Below are 16,622 nucleotides of genomic sequence, written 5' to 3' on the forward strand. Positions count from 1 at the left end.
AAAAGATGAGGAGAACAACGAATGTCCGACCTTGATAACGCTATTCAGCAAGCTATATCAACCATTCCGGAGTGCCTTGCCGGTGGCTACGTAGATCTGTCCAGCGGGATGCTTCTCGGTATTAAAACCGTGGACTCACACCCTGAGGAAGTACTTGAAATGCTCGCGGCAGCAACTGCCGACCTGTTCCAGGGTCCTAACGTCGTCAGCATCGAAAATATGTTCAAGAAAGCCCGAGGCTTGCCACTTGACGACTTCCATTACTTCCAGGAAATCATTGTTAACAGCGAAAACCTGATTCACGTGTTCATGCGAACCAAAGAAAACCAGGACCACGTTGTGACCTTTGTCTGTCGCAAAACAGCCAACCTGGGCATGGTAATTACAAAAGCCCGCAGCGCTCTACCAAAAGTTGAAGCAGCACTGTAACTCATCTGCCGGCCGGGCTTACGCTCGGCCAGGCAACTCCTCCAGTGAGCTATTAAACAGGAATAACGGATGACCGCCGAGATTAATTCCGGGCAAAATCACCCGAAAGCGAGTGCTGCAAGGTCGATTTTGAGAGAGTTAAACGCTTCCTCAGATGACATAGAAGCCTCAGCCACAATGACAACCGACGGTTACATCATTGGTGCTGTACTGAGTAAAGATACTGATCAAGACCGGTTTGCGGCAATGTGTGCATCTCTACTCGCATTGGCTGAAAAGGCTGCGGACGAGATCGCCCGAGGCCAGATGAAGCAACTTTTAATAGAAGGATCTCAGGGACTGATGCTTTTGGTAAGGGCCGGCGGAGACAAGGTTCTCGCGGTGGCTGCAAAACCAACCGTCAATCTCGGACGCATCTTTCTTGAGGCACGCAAATCTGCCACAAAAATTGACCAACTCATCGGTAACGAATACTGAAGCATGAGCAATAGCAATGTTTAAAGTTGAATATCTGGGAAGCCATTATAACTGTGGGTCAGAGGAGACAATACTTGAGGCTATGCTCCGGCAAGGTGTGAAATTTCCATTTTCATGCCGCAAAGGCTCCTGTCACGCCTGCATCCATATTGCCGAAAAGGGGTCGCTTCCCCCTGACTCTCAGAAAGGATTAAGTAGCGAGCAGGTCGATGAGGGGTTCTTTCTTCCCTGTGTCTGCAAACCGACAGACTCGCTCTCGATTATTCCAGGAAACAAAAGAACCCTGAATAAAAAGCTGCCCGCTGGTGCCTCTGAGGGTGGCACATTTTTATCGCCTGACCCTGAAATGTGGGAAGCATTGGACGATGGTCGCGTGCTGGCTGAGATTCTGGAAGATTTCTACACAGAGGCTTTTTCAGATGAAAGGCTTTCTCCCTTTTTTCACGGCGTAACCCAGCAACGCGCTCAAGAAAAACAGTACCTCTTCCTCCGACAAAAATTTACCGGAGAAAAAGTCTATTTCGGAGACAGGCCAAAAAATGCCCACCATTGGATGGTCATATCCAACGATCTTTTCGATTACCGAGAGTCGTTGATGATGGAATGCCTGAAACGCCATAACTTGCCTGAACACTTGATAGAGCGTTGGCGCAGTCTGGAAAACAGCTTTCGTGGGGATATTGTCAAGGATGAGCCCTGGAATCGAAAAATAGGCGATATCGAAATGCCCGTATCAGGTTACGGAGAAGTCACGCTGGAAATCGGGTCACTCTGCGATAGCTGCAATGCTGAGATACAAGAGGGCACAACCGTGCGATATCATCTTCGCTTGGGGACTCTTTACTGCCCCAACTGCATGAATTCGCCTGTGGAGGGCTGACCTGACCATTGAGTGCCGTAATAAGCTCCCAAGCCCATCTTCTTAGTCATTCGAGTAAACCCAGCAAATAATCGGATAACCTCTGGTAGCCATACTCCACGCGAGCATAGGCTCCCGAAGGTGCTTCCTCAAATTCCCGCCCGCAGGCCCGGGCACCGCTGTATTTCTTCAGATAAGCTTCTTCGATTAGGTTGGGCTGCCCGGCCTCGAAGGTGCCTTCGCCCACCGGCGGATAATACATCACCCATTCGAAACTTCCGTCGGCGTCGACGTTGGTCAGGCTGGCCGATGCCGGGTCCAGGAAACCATACCGGAGCGGACGTTTGAGCGTGAGGCGGTCTTCAGGCCCCGGATATGCAAATTCCCTCGCATCAAATTCCAGCGCGAGATCCACAAAACTAGCGGGCTGGGGCGAATACCCCGAAAAGTCATAACCCTGAGCCGCACTGACGACCAGATCCATGCCAACGGCCTCCTGCGCCACCGTGCAGTCAGTCAGGGCTTCACTGAAGGTCAGCGCTTCGAGCTCTGAGCCGCTTTCGCTCAACCGGTAACCGGGAAAGCCGGCCGTGGCGTTTGCCTCTTGCGGCTCCAGCGTTCGGGTAAGCATGGAGCCACCGGGCTGGGGGATTTGAGCAACCAGCTCGGCCAGACTGCCATCCTGCATCGTCCAGCTATAAGTGACTTCCGGATTGCCACCCAGCTCGCTGGACCCCGCAAAAATACCCTCCTGATCGTGACAGGTGGTCGTTGTCTCGAAATAGATGCGGTTATTCACCCAATCAAACTCAAGACGCTCATCAACGCCGGCGTTGGCGAAGTTAATCCGGCTCTGGGCCGACAAAGCAGCAGACGGCAGCCACTGGGTACCGAGATTGGCGACATAACCACCCGCCGAAATCAGCCGCGCCAGCTCGGGCATCGAAGGGGACAGGCAGCCCTCGGCAGAGACGGACTTGATGCGCCCATCTTCGCTGTAGTCAAAGGCCAGTTCGGCCGATATCTGCAGGTCCGAGAGGTTGGCTGGCAAGGTATCAGATCGCTCCGGCTGCGCGAAAACCCGCTGCAGGGTGAGCAACGTCGGATCACTCAGCGCCAGTGGAACCTCCGGCAGAACCAGCGAATCGATATCAACGTTGGCGAAATCACCATTCGCGGCGTCGTTCACGATACCGATCACCTGATTTGCATTCTGGACCAGGGAAATACCAAGAAGGAAAGCCGCCTGAGGGCTCAGGTACCGTTCGGTACCGTCGCTGCCGGGCGCAGCCAGAAGGTGGTTGTACTCCTGGGGCACCTGACTGGCCATGAATCGCGCCAGGGCACGGGCATAGGCGTGTGCCTGATCGTCACCGGCGAGGACGTAATCCCGAACCAGATTGAGGTCGACCAAACTGGCATCCAGGTCCTCCCCTGCCCCTTCCGGCAGGCCAGCCAATCCCCGGAACCTTGCCAGCGTGGTCAGCGGAGTGATATTGCGGAGCCCCGGCGATGCCGACATCATGAAGGCATCGGTAACGACCAAGTCACCGGCCCGGGTCTCCTCCAGTGTCTGCCCCGGGATCGCCAAGGCGATCAAGGGGTAGTCCCGGGGATCCAGATCAGGTCCGACAACGGGGTCAACCGACAGCTCGGATACGTCCAGGGAAAACGCACCACCCGCCCCGCTCATGGCCGTTGGTTCGCCCGACTCCAGAACCACATCAGCGCCATTTTCCAGGGTGATAATCAGCGGCCCGGCGGTGTACTGGCCATCCCGATCCATATCCAGCCAGACCCGTGCATTTTTCAGGTAGCCATCGATAACCTTGCCCGTATAGGCCGCAGATTCGCTGTATTCAGCACCATCAAAATCCCTGCCATCCACGGGCAGCTGATCGGATTCCTCACCGCAACCGGTCAGGGTGAGCGTGAGAGCGAAGACGGAGAGACTCGGGAGGCGTTTCATCGCGGCAACCGTTTATCCTTGTTAGAGGTTGTGCCGCTACTTTAGGGGATGTGGAGATCGGAGACCTTGATAGGTTTGGCAATTTGTAAACTTTGGTAACGCATTCGCAGCGACGGCGGGTCCCGGCGGCTTGACACCGCCGGGACCCAGGCGCTTCAGAAGGAGCGGGCCACGATTTCTTTCATGATCTCGTTGGTGCCGGCATAGATGCGCTGGACACGGGAATCGGCCCAGGCCCGGGCGATCGGGTATTCCCACATGTAACCGTAGCCACCGTGAAGCTGAACGCACTCATCCATGACCTTGCACTGCAAATCCGTGGTGAGCTGCTTGAGCATGGCCGCCGTCGGAATATCCAGTTTCCTCTCGAGATGAAGTTCCAGGCAGCGGTCGGTGAAAACGCGGGCCGCGGTAATCTCAGCCTTCATTTCCGCCATCTTGAACCGGGTATTCTGGAACTTGATGACCGGCTTGCCGAATGCCTTACGCTCTTTCACGTAATCCAGCGTCCATTGCCACGCCGCTTCAGCGGCAGCCACGGCCGAGAGTGCAACCTGGAGGCGCTCAGCCGGCAGCTCCTGCATGAGCTGGAAGAAACCCTGGCCTTCCATGGACCCCAACAGGTGGGTAACCGGCACCTTCACATCCTGGAAGAACAGCTCGGAGGTATCCTGAGCTTTCATACCAACCTTGTTCAGGTTCTGGCCTTTTTCAAATCCTTCCCAGGCGGCCTCAACCAGCAGCAGGCTGGTGCCCTTGGCCCCCTCTTTCGGGTCGGTCTTGGCAACCACAATAACCAGGTCGGCCAGCTGGCCGTTGGTGATAAAGGTCTTGGAGCCATTCAACACATAGTGATCACCGTTTTTGACCGCTGTGGTTTTCACACCCTGAAGGTCGGACCCGGCACCGGGTTCGGTCATGGCAATGGCGGTGATCATTTCGCCGGATACCAGCTTCGGCAGATAGTGCTGCTTCTGCTCTTCCGAGCCGTAATTGAGGATATAGGGCGCTACGATATCCGAATGCAGGCCCCAGCCGATACCCGACAGACCCGCCCGAGACACCTCTTCCATTACCACGGCACTGTAGCGAAAGTCCGCGCCGGCGCCGCCGTACTCCTCGGGCGTAGTGGGGCACAGGAAACCGAGCTCCCCTGCTTTCTGCCAGAGTTCACGGCTGACCTGGCCGTCCTTCTCCCATTGCTCATGGTATGGCACCGCTTCCTGCTCAAGAAACTTGCGGACGGAATCGCGAAAGCCTTCTAGATCGGCATCGAAGAGCGTACGTGGAATCATCGTGAACCTCGGTGGATAACCTGTGTTGTGTTTGTCGTCCACCAAGTCTCGGCCGGGAGGCCCGTTCGCTCAATGATGAAAACCATCAATCGCGCTGACCAAAACCATCGCCGGGGGCAGGATCAGGTTGATGCGTTGCGCTTGGCTTGCGCTCGTTCCTCGCCCCAGCGAGGCATCAGATCCTGGGGAATTTCGAGATGATCCAGCACACGGGCTACCACAAAATCCACCAGATCCTGCACCGATGCCGGCTTGTGGTAGAAACCGGGGCTGGCCGGCATGATCACGGCACCCATCCGGTTCAGCTTCAGCATGTTTTCCAGATGAACCTCGGAAAACGGTGCTTCCCTCGGCACCAGGATCAACTGCCGACGCTCTTTCAGAGCCACATCACCGGCCCGCTCGATGAGGTTGTTGCTGGCGCCTGTGGCAAGAGCGGAGAGGGTGCCGGTGCTGCAGGGGCAGATCACCAGGGGCGCTTTTTCACCGGAGCCCGACGCCGGAGGTGCAAACCAGTCTTCCCGGCCGAACACCAGCACCTGCCCCGGATCCGCCTGCGCCCACTCGGTCAGGGTTGCCTGCATCCCCGGCGGCGTGCCCGGCAGTTTCAGATCGGTTTCTGTGGCAATCACCACCTGCGCCGCCCGGCTGATCATGACATGAACCCGACAGCCGGCCGCAACCAGACATTGCAGGAGACGCAACCCATACTGGGCACCGGACGCGCCGGTGAACGCCAGATTGATGGTTCGCGCCTGCGGGGAATGCTCGGTCATGGCTCAGCCCTGGGTAGAGGAAAGGAACACTGGAATATCAGTTCTGGATACGTTCAAGCTCGGCAACGAGTTTGCCGTGAATCCCCCCGAATCCGCCGTTGCTCATGATGACAATGTGGCAGGGACTCGGCAGATCGTCCAACGCCCGGCCAATCAGGCTGTCAACCGACGCTTCAACGCTGTGCTGACCGGCATCGTCGTGACCGGACTGCCAGTCGGCAACCAGCTCTGGCAACCACGCCATCCCGTTGAGGTTGGCCCAAAGCACCCGATCAGCGGCTGCTGCGCTTGGCAGCAATGTTTTCTGGTGCACACCCTGCTTCATGGTGTTGGAACGGGGTTCAATCAGCGCGACGATCGGTTCGTCCCCCACCTGCGCCCGCAGCCCTTCGAGCGTGGTCGCGATGGCTGTCGGGTGATGGGCGAAGTCATCGTATACCCGGACCCCGCCCACATCGGCCAACAGTTCCATTCTGCGCTTCACGCCGGAGAACCGGCACAAGGCCGCCACAGCGTGGTCCGGCGTCACCCCCACGTGACGGGCGGCGGCGATCGCAGCCAGGGCATTGCGCACGTTGTGCATGCCAGTCTGGGACCACTTCAGTGTCGCCACAGGCTGTTCATGGTGGATCACCATGAATCGGCTACCGTCCTCCGATAGCAGCTCGGCCCGCCAGTCCGAAGTGCGGGGTGTTTCGCTACCGATCGACGTGTCCTGGACCGGGCTCCAGCAACCCAGCTCCAGGGCATTGTCCAGATGTGCGTCCACCGCCGGCCGGATGATCAGCCCCCGGGAAGGCACGGTCCGGACGAGATGATGGAACTGCCGCTCGATAGCCTCGACATTGTCGAAGATATCGGCATGATCGAATTCCAGGTTGTTGAGGATCAGGGTGTGGGGCCGGTAGTGAATGAACTTTGAGCGCTTGTCGAAGAACGCGCTGTCGTATTCGTCGGCCTCGATGACAAAGAAATCGCTGTTGCCAAGCCGCGCTGACACCGGGAAGTCGTTGGGCACACCACCCACGAGGTAACCCGGCTCAAACCCGGCCTGCTCCAGAATCCACAACAGCATGGACGTGGTCGTGGTTTTGCCGTGGGTTCCCGCCACGGCAAGCACCCAGCGATGCCTCAGTACTTCCCGGGCCAACCACTCGGGCCCTGACATGTAATCGATGTTCTGGTTGAGGACCGCTTCCACCTCCTCATTGCCCCGTGACATGGCGTTGCCAATCAGCACCAGATCCGGTACCGGCTCGAGGTGGTCAGCGCTGTAGCCTTCCATGAGCTGGATGCCCTGAGCTTCCAGCTGGGTACTCATGGGTGGATAGACGCCCTGGTCGGAACCGGTGACGGTATGGCCCAGTTCCCGCGCCAAAACCGCAAGGCTGCCCATAAAGGTGCCACAGATCCCCAGGATATGAATATGCATTCCGCTACTGCCCTCTCCCATTGAAACCCGACAAGCCTCCCGTATCCGTCCGGGCCCGTCAAGAGGCTTGCCATCAGCAATCCTGCTCATGAAAATCCGCGTCGATTGGCGTATCATCGGCGCCATTGTCGAACCAGCAGGAGGCTCCAGCCCAAGATGGCCATCAAGAACGCATTCTACGCTCAATCCGGCGGCGTTACCGCCGTTATCAATGCCAGTGCCTGCGGGGTCATCCAGACCGCGCGCAAGCATCCGGACAAGATAGGCAAAGTCTTCGCCGGCCGTAACGGCATCATCGGGGCATTGAGGGAAGAACTGATTGATACCAGCCTTGAAAGCGACGACGCCATTCAGGCCCTGATCCACACTCCCGGTGGCGCATTCGGCTCCTGCCGTCACAAGCTCAAGAACATCTCCGAGAACCGCCGCGAGTACGAACGCCTGATTGAAGTTTTCCGCGCCCACGACATCGGATACTTCTTCTACAATGGTGGCGGTGACTCTCAGGATACCGCCTACAAGGTATCTCAGATTGCCGACAAGATGGGCTACCCCATTACCTGCATCGGTGTCCCCAAAACCGTCGACAACGACCTGCCTTTTACAGACTGCTGCCCCGGCTTCGGCTCCGTTGCCAAGTACATTGCCACCTCCACACTGGAAGCCAGCCTGGACATCAAGTCCATGTGCGAAACCTCCACCAAGGTCTTCATTCTTGAAGTGATGGGGCGTCATGCGGGCTGGATCGCCGCCTCGGGAGGCCTGGCGGGCCAGGGCGAAGGCGAGCCACCGCACATTATCCTGTTCCCGGAGATCCCGTTCGATCGCGAAGCCTTCCTGGCACGGGTCGATCACTGTGTAAAGGAATATGGTTACTGCGTGGTGGTTGCCTCAGAAGGGGCCCAATACGAAGACGGTCGATTCCTGGCGGACGCCGGTGCCAAGGATGCCTTTGGCCACACCCAGCTCGGCGGTGTCGCCCCGGCACTGGCCAATATGGTGAAGCAGGCCCTTGGCCACAAATACCACTGGGCAGTTGCCGATTACCTGCAGCGCAGTGCCCGGCACATCGCGTCAGCTACCGACGTACAGCAGGCCTATGCAGTGGGCGAGGCGGCCGTGGAAATGGCGATCAGTGGCAAGCAGGCCCTGATGCCGACTATTGTCAGGGAGCAGGCCAAGCCTTACCGCTGGAAAATTGGTGAGGCTCCCCTGAGTGAAGTAGCCAACCAGGAAAAGAAAATGCCGATCCACTACATCACCGACGATGGGTTCGGAATTACCCAGGATTGCCGAGACTACCTCGAGCCGCTGATCGCCGGGGAAAGCTTTCCTCCGTTCGATAACGGCCTGCCCAGGGTGGCAAAACTGAAAAACCAGCTGGTCGAGAAGAAACTCAAAACCCCTTTCGATCTTTGAACCGCGCAGATATCCGCCCAATAAAAAACGCCCGGAAGCTCAAACTTCCGGGCGTTTTTAATCCCGTCGGGCGAAGCCGGTCAGTCGGCTGTCGCCGCCTCCTGCTGACGCACGAACATGAAAAACTCGTCGCAACCACCAATGTATCGGTCACCCACCAGAATCTGAGGCACCGTATGCACGGGCCTGCCAATGCGATTGGCGATGTCAGTCTTGCTCAGCCCCTCCGCCATCATATCGACCCACTTGTACGGCAGCCCTTTCGCTTCGCAAAGGCTCTTGGCCCGCACGCAAAAACCGCAGCTCGAGCGGCCATAAATAATCACCTGATCCATAACGACCTCCTGAACACCGGCGCTATTTTACGTTCTACCCATTAAATCTTGGGCCCAATGATCGCACGGTGGCCAGCAATTGAAAATTGATGCTTTGAATCACCGCCATAGTACGGGACGATGTCGCGACTTCTAACCGGGCCCGCGCCCGGATCTCCGGTCAGGTTATCAGTCGCCCAAGCTCCCGCTCGAGTACCTGAACCTGTTCATCCAACGCCGTGCCGCTGCTCTTGACCCGGGTAGCCAATTCCCTCAGATCGTTCGCCGCATCACCAATCTGGGTCAGGTTTCGATTGATCTCCTCACTGACAGAACTCTGCTCTTCGGCCGCCGTGGCGACGTGCGTCACGTGCTCGACAATGGTGCCAATGCGCTCGACCACCGTTGCCAGCGAATGGGCCGCTTCCTGGGTACCGTCGACTGCGTTGGAGGCGCGCTCCACGCCACTCTCGATGACCGAGACCGCACCGCTTACATCGGCCTTCAGGCCGTCAATCATTTCGCTGATTTCGTCGGTCGACTGCCGGGTGCGTGAGGCCAGCGTCCGAACCTCGTCCGCGACCACCGCGAATCCGCGCCCCTGCTCACCGGCCCGGGCGGCTTCAATGGCGGCGTTGAGCGCCAGAAGGTTTGTCTGCTCGGCGACCCCCCGAATAACATCCAGAATGCGATTGATATCCTCGCTGCGGCTGGCAACGTGGCCAATCGCCGTGCTCGCCTCGCTCATGTCTACGGACACTTCGTTGACACCATTGACCGCCGACAGCAGGGTATCCTGGGTAAACCGGATGCCGTCCTGAGCCATTCGCGCGTTATCCGCCGCATCCACGGCAAAGCCGGCGACCTCGCCGGCCGCCGCCGACATCTCGTTCATGGCGGTCACCACACTGTCAATATCCTGATGCTGACGGGAAGTCTGCTCGTCGGTTTCCATGGCAATGGCACCGACGCCTCTGGCCTGTTCGCTCACGCTCGCGTTCACGTCCTTGAGGTCATTGATCATGCCCCGAAGCCGGCTCAGGAAGGTATTGAAACCCGCCGCCAGGTCGATCAGCTCGGCGTGCGTATCGATATCCAGTTCCCGGGTCAGGTCGCCTTCGGCGCTGGCCAGGTTCTGCATCCGGTCCCGGATTTCGTTCAACGGCCGGGTCACCGACCGTACCAGCAGCACCAGTGCCAGCGTAGCCACCACGACCACCACCACGCCAACCAAAGTCTGGCCCGTTGCCGTTGCAGCGACTTCGTCCGACAGCATGGTCGTTATCTCGTGCACACCGGCAAGCGCGGTATCCCGGGGCAACTCGATCAGCAGGGACCACTGGGTATTGGCGAGGCCGATCTCAACCGGATAGGACACAGCGAGTGTGTCGCCGTTATCAAAACTGCCGTCCTCCCGATGCAACTGGACAAACGGATCCGCCAGCTCAGGCAGGGCCTCGCGCAGTGGCCGGCCAAGGTGTTCCTGATAATGGCTGGACGCGGCGATCAGACCTTTTGCGCTCAACAGCGTTACCCGGGACTCGCCGCTGAACAGGTTCTGGCTGACGCCCGCGATGGTTTTCTGCAGTTGGGACAAGTTAATGTCGGTGCCGGTAACCCCGGCGAATTCACCGTCGTTGAGGATCGGCATGACCAGGCTGGTCATCAGTTCGCTGTAACCCCCTTCGATCTCGTATTCGTAGGGCTCCATGATGCAGGGTGACCTGGTGTCACGGGAACAGAGATACCACTCCGCTTCCCGGATGCCGAACTCGTTACGCTGTTCCAGGTATTTGGTAGCAGGGTCCTCGGTCCGGCTGAACACCACGTTGTCGTCCGGGTCCCGATAGTAGTAGATTTCCAGGGTTCCTTCGTCGCTGCTGTGTTCTTCGACGCCCCCGGTAAAATAGCGGTCCTGGCCATCGTAGGCATCCGGCTCGAACTGGGCATAGATGGAACTGAGACTCTCCTGCTCCTCCAGAACCGCGCCAATGGTTTCCTGGAGCGCAAGACGACTGATTCGCCCGGAGCTGTCCGCCTGAATGTTGCGGGTTATCACGTTCCGAACCACCTCCGGCGTCCGGTAGGCGGTGGCAAACTGACCACTCACCAGTTCGCCATACTTCCCTGCCGTTGCGCTCAACTGGTCCATGACAATACCCTGAACCGTATCCCTGGTTTCGGTGGTCAACCGCTGCTCCATGCTGCCGAGTGACATCTGGGCAGTGATGACAATGCTGATTCCCATGACCAACAAAAGCGATATCACCAGGGCATAGAGTTTGAACTGAAGGGAAAGCTGTTTCATGGTGGAGCGACCTGTTTGACGAGAAGGCAACGTTCTGATTCTTGATGGAAGGAGATCCGGTTGGCGTACCTGACACTGTTCCTGACGGCTTTTGCAGCCGCGACACTGTTGCCCGCGTATTCAGAAATACTGCTGGGAACCCTTGTGGCGCAGGGACTGTCGTACTGGTGGTTGTGGTTCTGGGCCACCCTGGGCAATACGCTTGGCTCCGTCGTTAATGGTCTTATCGGCCGGCAGGTGGATCGCTTTAAGGATAAAAAGTGGTTTCCGATCAGCGAATATCAGTTGCATCGTGCACGGAACCGTTTCAACCGGTACGGTCAGTGGTCGCTGCTTCTGGGCTGGCTGCCTCTCGGCGGTGATGCACTGACTCTGGTAGGCGGCATCATGCGGGTGCCCTGGTTCAACTTCGTGATCCTTGTAGGCATTGGCAAGGGGCTTCGCTACGCCTTCGTGCTCTGGCTGGTGGCTGAAGCGTCTTCCCCGTAGAGATACTTGCGCAACAGGGGCTCACCGTTGAACTCAGAGTGCAGCACCGCGATAAAGGTGTACACGCCGATCAGTTTACGGTTGAGAAAAACAAATTCCTTGGGCGGTACCCGGAAATACCGGCTGATGGCGGATCGGGCCGCCTGGCGGGCCACCCTGGAGGGCAGGTCGCTTTGCTTCCAGCGGTACTGGCCATGGACGTTCACCGCATAATCCGGCCACTGGTCCTGATTCCGGGACAACGGCTCCAGCACTGACATGCAGACCGAACCAAAGGTCTCCAGCACATCCCCGGGCCAGTCCCGGCTCATGAAGCGCAGTTTTACACCGCCCTCTATCACCGCTTCCAGATCATTTTCGTAGGAGGCGCGGATCATCTGCCGTACCGGATCAAGAAACTCGTCGCTGTAGGCCTGAACGGCACCGAAATCCAGCAGTACGATGCGATCATAGCCGGGGTCTTCTCCCTCCTCGCCGGCAATCCGGATCCGGTAATTGCCGAAATTGGGGTCGGTCTGGATCTCGCCCCAGACAAACAGCTCACGGAAGAACAGTTCCAGCGCTGCCTCGCCGAGGGCCGTGCGCCGTGCGAGCGGGAGTTCACGGACGGGCCCGGAGCTGACCGCATGACCGTGCTCGTAGGTTGAGGCAATAACGTGGGCAGTGGAAAATTCCTGCAGCACCCGCGGTACGATAAATCGCGGATCGGAAGCCAGCATGCCACGGAATTTTTCAGTCGTTCGGGCTTCGAGACGGTAATCCACCTCTCGGTGCATCATATCCCGCACTTCTTCCAGCCAGTCATTGAATTCCGGACCAAAACTGACCAGACGGGCAATTTTCAGGAGTTGCGCAACCGCATTCAGGTCGCTGTCGACCGCATCTGCCACCCCCGGATACTGGACTTTAAGCACCAGCTCCAGACCGTCGCTGCGCCGCACCGCACGGTGAACCTGACCCAGGGACGCAGCACCGATGGGCTCGGGGTCGACGTCCAGCTCCGCCAGGCGCCCGGCCCCCAGCTCTTCTTTCAGGACTCGCTCTATCGCCGGCCATTCCAGCGACGTGGTCTGATCCTCCAGCGTATGCAATGCCTCGGTCACTTCCTCCGGCAGGAAGTGCTCACCGTAAAGCGCCATGACCTGACCAATCTTGACGACACTGCCCTTCAACTGACCCAGCTCGTCAACGAGGAAGCGAGCCTGACTGGACAGCATGGCCCGGTGCTTCTTCTCTCGCTTTTCCTTGTTGCTGAACCAGTTGGTGGCCATGTGGGAAGCCATGCGGCCGCTCGCGTAAAGACCGGCGCGGGTGAGGCTCAATCGGCGCTCGAAGCTGCCGGTTTTGATGCGGGAGACCGATTTACCTGGACGTCTGGCTGACATGAATGACCTGTCGCGATCCGAAAATTTCACCGTCACCGGCGGCTGTCTTCATTATACGGATACTGTGGCAGCGTAACCTAACCGTATCGACCCTTACTCCTCGGCCGCCGAGCCAATGCACCGGCCTGGCTGCAAGGTTAAAGGTGTCTGTATTACCTGTTTACGTTTTTATACAGTTTTCGGCCCAAAACCGATCTAGTATTGGCTTGCACAGGATCCATGAACCGCATCACAACAACAAGACTCGGACATGACAACTGGTTCACTGAAAACTCCGGACCCGAAACTGTCTCAGTTTCGGGTCAAAGGGGAAATACCGGTCCCTTTACTGATCAACTGGCTGACCGCCGTTGCTATCCCTCTGCTGCTGTTTTTCGCCTGGCGCTCCAGCCTGCGGGACGATCCAGTCACCTCGCCCCTACTCGTTACGATCGCTGTGCTGCTCGCTATCAACGCCGCCGTGTTCTGGTTCAGCGGCAGCAAGGTCGCACAGCGACGGGGTTTCATCGCCCTGATAACCGTGCTGTTTACCTACCTGGCCGTCCATGCGGTGGAAGATGGTTCCGCCATTATCTGGCTGTTCGCCTACCCGCCCATCATCTTTTACATCAGCGATGCCCGCGTTGGGGTGCTGGCCTGCGCGGGGGGCTTTATCGCCCTCTTGCTGCTCTTCAGTCCGCTGGGCGATCTGATCTTCAGCGCGCCATACAGTCCCGGCTTCCGACTCACCATGCTTGCGGCTCTCGGGTTCGAGATGGTCACCTGTTACATCCTTGATCAAAGCCGCAGGCGCAGCAAGCTGGGCCTGCTCAAACTGGCGGCGGATTTCGAATACGCGGCCAAACACGATTCCCTGACCGGGCTTGCCAACCGCCGGGAAGCATTGGCGCAACTGGATGCAGAGTACCAGCGCTACCTGCGCAGCGCGCGCTCCTTCTCAGTTCTGTTGATGGACATTGATCTGTTCAAGTCGGTGAATGACACCCATGGCCACCATGTTGGTGATGAGCTGATCATCCTGGTCGCCCGAACGTTGCGGGGTGAGTGCCGAAAGATCGACACGCTTGCACGCTGGGGAGGGGAGGAGTTTCTGGCCCTGTTACCGGAAACCGAAACCGACGAGGCCCTGAAAATGGCCAATCGAATCCGGGAAGCTATTGCCCGATCCGCCGTGCCCGTGGATGAACATGCGGTAAAGGCAACCATCAGCATTGGCGCAGCCGGAATGCGCGCCTCCGAATCCATCGACCGCCTGCTGCAACATGCGGATGAGGCCCTGTACCGAGCCAAAACCCTGGGTAGGGATCAAGCCTGCGCCGCCGAAGGAGAAAATGCCGCCTGAGCTTTACCAGCCCTGGCGGTAGTCGACGGCAGCGGCTCCGAGACCGGCAACCAACTGCGCAACCAGGCGCGCTTCGAGGTCACTGACTGTCGCACCCGGGACGAAGTCTGCCACCTGGCTCATGGGCATACCGGCATAGCCACAGGGATTGATTCGACGGAAGGGCTCCATGTCCATGGCAACGTTCAGAGCAAGTCCGTGGAAGGAACAGCCCCGCCGGACCCGAAGGCCCAATGAGGCGATCTTGGACTCGCCAACGTAGACACCCGGGGCATCCGGCCTTGGAGCGGCCTCGACTTCCAGCTCGGCCAGGGTGCGAACAATACCCTGCTCGATTTCATCCACCAGGGTTCGCACCCCAAGCTTGCGTCGGCTCAGGTCAATCAACAGATAGACAACGAGCTGTCCGGGCCCGTGATAGGTAACCTGACCGCCTCGATCCACCTGAATGACCGGGATGTCTCCCGGGGCCAGGATGTGTTCGGCCTTGCCGGCCTGTCCCTGGGTATAGACCCGGGGGTGCTCCAGACACCAGAGCTCGTCGGTAACCGTCTCGTCCCGCTCAGCGGTGAAGGACTTCATCGCTTCCCAGGTTTCCGTGTACGGCTGCTGGCCCAATGAACGGACAATAAGATCGGTCATGCTGGTTACAACACCATGTGAACCCGACCGCTGGCCTTCAGTTCCTCAAACAGCGCCTTGAGCTGGGCCTCACCGGTCGCCACGATGGTAAGCTGAACCGATGAGAACCTGCCCTTGCTGCTCTCGTTAACCGAGATGTCGGCTTCAGTGATGCCCGGCGCATGTTGTTCCACAACTTCAACCACAAAATCCGTGAAGTCGGGCGCCGAGTTGCCGATGACCTTGATGACGTAGTCACAGGGGAATTCGATTTTTGGTGCTTTCGGCTCACTCATACCGTCAATACTCCCGGGGCCTCACTCAGTCACCCCTGCTCAGAACAATTGGAAGAAAAAGAGCTTGATGGCATCCCAGATACGTTTGAAGAAACCGCCCTCAGGTACCTCAGTCAGCGCGAGTACCGGCTGATCCACCAGCACGTCGCCATTCAGGGTCACTTTGACCCGACCCAGCTCATCCCCAACTTTAATGGGCGCTTTTATCACGGAATCAAGGTCCACCGTGGATTCCAGGTCGTTGCGGGAACCCCGGGGGATGGTGACGTAGACATCCTCGGTCAGGCCGACCGATAGCTGATCGGACTGCCCTGCCCAGACCCGGGCTTCCATCAGCTCCTGGCCGGCCCTGAACAGGCGCTCACTCTCGTAGTAGCGGAAGCCATAGTTCAACATCTTCTGAATTTCCTGGGAGCGCGATTCCGAGCTACTGGTCCCCATGACCACGGCAATGAATCGGGTGTCGTTGCGTTTTGCCGATGCCACCAGGCAGTAGCCCGCCTCCTCGGTATGTCCCGTCTTCAGGCCGTCCACACTGTCATCACGCCACAACAGGCTGTTCCGGTTCGGCTGCCGAATGTTGTTGTAGGTGAAATGCTTTTCCGCGTAAATCGGGTAGTTTTCCGGGTAATCGTTGATGATCGCCCGAGCCAGAATCGCGAGGTCATACGCGGTGGATCGGTGTTCGGGCGAGGGCAGGCCGGTGGCGTTCTCGAAGTTGGTATCCTTCATGCCCAGTATCTGGGCCTGCTGGTTCATGATGTCGACAAACGCGCCCTCGCTACCGGCCACAAACTCTGCCAGCGCGACCGAGGCATCATTTCCCGATTGGATGATCACACCTTTCAACAAGGTCTCGACGGGCACACTGGTGCCCTCCCGGATGAAGGTTCGTGAGCCCTCGGTTTTCCAGGCGCGAACACTGATCGGCACCATGTCGGACATGGAGATGCGCCCCTCATCAAGCTCCCGCTCGACGATATAGGCCGTCATCATCTTGGTAAGGCTCGCCGGCGGCAGGCGCTCATGGCTGTTTTCTTCCATGATGATCCGCCCGCTCTTCGGATCCATCAGCACGTAGGACGTGCCGGCGATCTGCGGCGGAGAGGGTATCAGAACTGACTGCGCGGTCGTTTTTCCCACCAGCATCAGGGTCAGGACAAAAATGATCGAAAAGGAGCGGAACAAGGATTTTAAGGCCATGGGTTCAT

General features: G+C 58.2%; 16 protein-coding genes. 6 read left to right on the top strand and 10 right to left on the bottom strand.

What is annotated here, in order from left to right:
* Window positions 1-21 precede the first annotated feature (21 nt).
* The 3 genes from QQF73_RS17365 (at window position 22) to QQF73_RS17375 (ending at window position 1,786) form a co-directional block, all read left to right on the top strand.
* Window positions 22-429 (top strand): hypothetical protein, encoded by a 408-nt coding sequence (locus QQF73_RS17365; protein WP_219868591.1) that lies wholly within the window; start codon window positions 22-24, stop codon window positions 427-429.
* A gap of 69 nt (window positions 430-498) precedes the next feature.
* Window positions 499-906: a roadblock/LC7 domain-containing protein gene (locus QQF73_RS17370; protein ID WP_219868592.1), complete on the top strand. Its 408-nt coding sequence runs from the start codon at window positions 499-501 to the stop codon at window positions 904-906.
* A 16-nt stretch (window positions 907-922) separates the two neighbouring features.
* Entirely contained in the window at window positions 923-1,786 is an 864-nt protein-coding gene (locus QQF73_RS17375; RefSeq protein ID WP_219868593.1) for a 2Fe-2S iron-sulfur cluster-binding protein, read from the top strand.
* A gap of 46 nt (window positions 1,787-1,832) precedes the next feature.
* Here the strand turns inward: QQF73_RS17375 and QQF73_RS17380 are convergent, their stop codons facing one another.
* The 4 genes from QQF73_RS17380 to mpl all read right to left on the bottom strand — a co-directional run bounded on the left by QQF73_RS17380 (window position 1,833) and on the right by mpl (window position 7,237).
* Window positions 1,833-3,734: a hypothetical protein gene (locus QQF73_RS17380; protein WP_285368976.1), complete on the bottom strand. Its 1,902-nt coding sequence runs from the start codon at window positions 3,732-3,734 to the stop codon at window positions 1,833-1,835.
* Between the two features lie 155 nt (window positions 3,735-3,889).
* The gene (locus QQF73_RS17385; protein WP_285368977.1) at window positions 3,890-5,029 is read right to left on the bottom strand and encodes an acyl-CoA dehydrogenase family protein; all 1,140 of its coding nucleotides are present in this window, start codon (window positions 5,027-5,029) and stop codon (window positions 3,890-3,892) included.
* 122 nt (window positions 5,030-5,151) lie between these two features.
* A complete protein-coding gene (locus tag QQF73_RS17390) occupies window positions 5,152-5,805 on the bottom strand; it encodes a flavin prenyltransferase UbiX (protein ID WP_285368978.1) in 654 nt (217 codons plus the stop codon).
* A gap of 37 nt (window positions 5,806-5,842) precedes the next feature.
* Window positions 5,843-7,237 carry a UDP-N-acetylmuramate:L-alanyl-gamma-D-glutamyl-meso-diaminopimelate ligase gene (gene mpl, locus QQF73_RS17395; protein ID WP_219868597.1) on the bottom strand — a complete coding sequence of 465 codons (1,395 nt, stop codon included), beginning with the start codon at window positions 7,235-7,237 and terminating at the stop codon, window positions 5,843-5,845.
* Window positions 7,238-7,393: 156 nt separating this feature from the next.
* Between mpl and QQF73_RS17400 the strand changes: the two genes are divergently transcribed.
* Window positions 7,394-8,656 (top strand): 6-phosphofructokinase, encoded by a 1,263-nt coding sequence (locus QQF73_RS17400; protein ID WP_219868598.1) that lies wholly within the window; start codon window positions 7,394-7,396, stop codon window positions 8,654-8,656.
* Window positions 8,657-8,736: 80 nt separating this feature from the next.
* Here the strand turns inward: QQF73_RS17400 and QQF73_RS17405 are convergent, their stop codons facing one another.
* Both QQF73_RS17405 and QQF73_RS17410 read right to left on the bottom strand, forming a co-directional pair.
* Entirely contained in the window at window positions 8,737-8,991 is a 255-nt protein-coding gene (locus QQF73_RS17405) for a GrxA family glutaredoxin (RefSeq protein WP_219868599.1), read from the bottom strand.
* A gap of 160 nt (window positions 8,992-9,151) precedes the next feature.
* On the bottom strand, window positions 9,152-11,278 hold the full coding sequence (locus tag QQF73_RS17410) for a methyl-accepting chemotaxis protein (RefSeq protein WP_285368980.1): 2,127 nt from the start codon (window positions 11,276-11,278) through the stop codon (window positions 9,152-9,154).
* Window positions 11,279-11,338: 60 nt separating this feature from the next.
* On the opposite strand from QQF73_RS17410, the gene QQF73_RS17415 reads away from it, so the two are divergent.
* Entirely contained in the window at window positions 11,339-11,767 is a 429-nt protein-coding gene (locus tag QQF73_RS17415) for a YqaA family protein (protein WP_219868601.1), read from the top strand.
* On the opposite strand, the gene QQF73_RS17420 is transcribed toward QQF73_RS17415, so the two are convergent.
* Entirely contained in the window at window positions 11,722-13,152 is a 1,431-nt protein-coding gene (locus QQF73_RS17420; RefSeq protein WP_219868602.1) for an ABC1 kinase family protein, read from the bottom strand. The two genes, QQF73_RS17415 and QQF73_RS17420, sit on opposite strands and share 46 nt — an antisense overlap.
* Window positions 13,153-13,402: 250 nt before the next feature.
* On the opposite strand from QQF73_RS17420, the gene QQF73_RS17425 reads away from it, so the two are divergent.
* Window positions 13,403-14,494, top strand: coding sequence for a GGDEF domain-containing protein (locus QQF73_RS17425; protein ID WP_285368982.1), 1,092 nt, complete (start codon window positions 13,403-13,405; stop codon window positions 14,492-14,494).
* Between the two features lie 3 nt (window positions 14,495-14,497).
* On the opposite strand, the gene lipB is transcribed toward QQF73_RS17425, so the two are convergent.
* From lipB to QQF73_RS17440, 3 genes are read right to left on the bottom strand one after another with little or no spacing between them, the layout of a single operon-like run.
* Window positions 14,498-15,136, bottom strand: a complete 639-nt coding sequence (lipB, locus tag QQF73_RS17430; protein ID WP_219868604.1) for a lipoyl(octanoyl) transferase LipB — start codon at window positions 15,134-15,136, stop codon at window positions 14,498-14,500.
* A 5-nt stretch (window positions 15,137-15,141) separates the two neighbouring features.
* Window positions 15,142-15,411 carry an HP0495 family protein gene (locus QQF73_RS17435; RefSeq protein ID WP_218636911.1) on the bottom strand — a complete coding sequence of 90 codons (270 nt, stop codon included), beginning with the start codon at window positions 15,409-15,411 and terminating at the stop codon, window positions 15,142-15,144.
* Window positions 15,412-15,450: 39 nt separating this feature from the next.
* Entirely contained in the window at window positions 15,451-16,614 is a 1,164-nt protein-coding gene (locus QQF73_RS17440; RefSeq protein ID WP_219868605.1) for a D-alanyl-D-alanine carboxypeptidase family protein, read from the bottom strand.
* Window positions 16,615-16,622 lie beyond the last annotated feature (8 nt).

This window comes from Marinobacter albus (genome assembly GCF_030238305.1).
Taxonomy (GTDB): Bacteria; Pseudomonadota; Gammaproteobacteria; order Pseudomonadales; family Oleiphilaceae; genus Marinobacter; species Marinobacter albus.